Annotated in this window: 1 protein-coding gene; it reads right to left on the reverse strand. The window is 72.9% G+C overall.

Annotated features, from left to right (window positions below; genetic code table 11):
• Nucleotides 1-110: 110 nt before the first annotated feature.
• Nucleotides 111-1,857 (reverse strand): murein biosynthesis integral membrane protein MurJ (murJ, locus tag I4I78_RS32195; RefSeq protein ID WP_218615281.1); only part of this gene is annotated, 1,747 nt, incomplete at its 5' end.

Below are 1,857 nucleotides of genomic sequence, written 5' to 3' on the forward strand. Positions count from 1 at the left end.
AACGGTGCCTCGGCCTCCGACCTGGTCGGCGACGACCCGGACGACTGAGCCCGCACGACCCTCGCACGACCGGCTGCCGCACCTCGTACACGAGGTGCGGCAGTCGTGCGTCAGCGGCGGGAGAAGCGCTTGAACACCGTGTCGAGCTCGGCGACCCGCAGGACGCGCATCATCACGACCGTCACCGGCAGGGCGACCACCGCGCCGACGGCGAGCAGCAGCCAGGCCTGACCGACCGCAGGCCATCCGTCGAGCGGGCCGTTGGCCACCAGCCGACCGACCCCCCAGGCCAGCGCGGCACCGACGACCGAGGCCGCGGTCGTCCGCCACAGGGTGGAGAGCACCTCGCGGGTCCGCACCCGTCCCAGGCGCCGCGCGAGCAGCACCTGCCCGGCGATGGCGCCGACGACGAACGACATCCCGTTCGCCGCGGCCAGCCCGAGCACGACCTGCTCGACCGGCAGCAGCACCGGGCACAGCAGCAGCAGCGGGATCTTCACCGCGATCATGCCGATCTGGATCAGTGTCGGGGTGCGGGAGTCGGTCATCGCGTAGAACACGCGCATCTGCAGCATCGTCACCGCGTAGGGCAGCAGCCCGAACGCCGACGCGGCGACGGTCGCGCCCAGGCGCGAGGCCCCGGTCCCGCTGCCGGCACCGATCGAGAACAGCGCCACCCCGAGCTCGGTGCCGAACACCGTCAGCAGCGCCGCGATCGGCATCAGGCCGACCGTGGACAGCCGGGCGCCCAACGAGAGGTCGGTGGTGACCTGCCCGGTGTTCCCCTCCGCCGCGGCCCGGCTCATCCGGGGCATCAGGGCGGTCAGCAGCGACACCCCGAGCACGCCGTACGGGACCTGCAGCAGCAGCCAGGCGTTCTGGTAGGTCGAGACGGAGCCGCCGTCCGCGCCCGCCGCGACGCGGGTGGTGACGATGTAGCCGGCCTGCCCGGCCAGCACGTAGCCGACGATCCACAGCGCCATCCCGCCGGCGAGCGTCAGCCGCGGGTCCCAGCCCCACAGCGGCCGGTAGCGGAACCCGATGCGGCGCATCGCCGGGATCAGGACGAGCGCCTGCACGACGATGCCGAACGTCGTCCCCAGGCCGAGGATCAGCAGTTTCGGGTCGCCCATCCGGACCGGGTCGGTCGAGATCTCGCCGGGGACCATCACGTAGGCGGCCAGCACCGCGAGCAGCACCAGGTTGTTCAGCACCGGCGCCCAGGCGAACGGGCCGAACACGCCCTTGGAGTTGAGTACCGCCCCGAGCAGCGCCCCGATGCCGTAGAAGAAGATCTGCGGCAGCAGCAGCCAGGCGAACGCGGTGGCCAGCTCGGGGTTGGCCTGACCGGACTCGCCGGAGCCCAGGTAGAGCCGGGTCAGCAGCGGCGCGGCCACCATCGCCACCAGCGTCGCGACGAACAGCCCCACCCCGACGACGGTGAGCAGCCGGCGGGTGAACGCGTCGCCGCCGTCCGCGTCGTCGGTCTGGGCGCGGACCAGCACCGGGATCATGACGCTGGTGAGCACGCCGCCGAGCAGCAGCTCGTAGACGATGTTGGGCAACGTGTTCGACACCGTGTAGGAGTCGTTGACCACGGCCAGTCCGAGCACGGCGACCAGTGCCAGGTTGCGGAGGAAGCCGGTCAGGCGGCTGACCAGGCTGGCGACCGCGATCAGGCTCGACGAGCGAACCAGCGAACCGGTCTGCTCCGACCCCGAACCCGAACCCGGGGCGGGACGGACCGGGTCCAGCGGCGCCGTCGGCTCCTCACCGGGGGCCACGGGCCGGGCGACCGGCACCGTCACCTCGCCCGCCGTCTCGGGCGGGACCGGGCGCGGCGGCGTCCCCCCTGGG

The sequence above is a fragment of the Pseudonocardia sp. KRD291 genome (assembly GCF_019263595.1).
In the GTDB taxonomy this organism is placed as follows: domain Bacteria; phylum Actinomycetota; class Actinomycetes; order Mycobacteriales; family Pseudonocardiaceae; genus Pseudonocardia.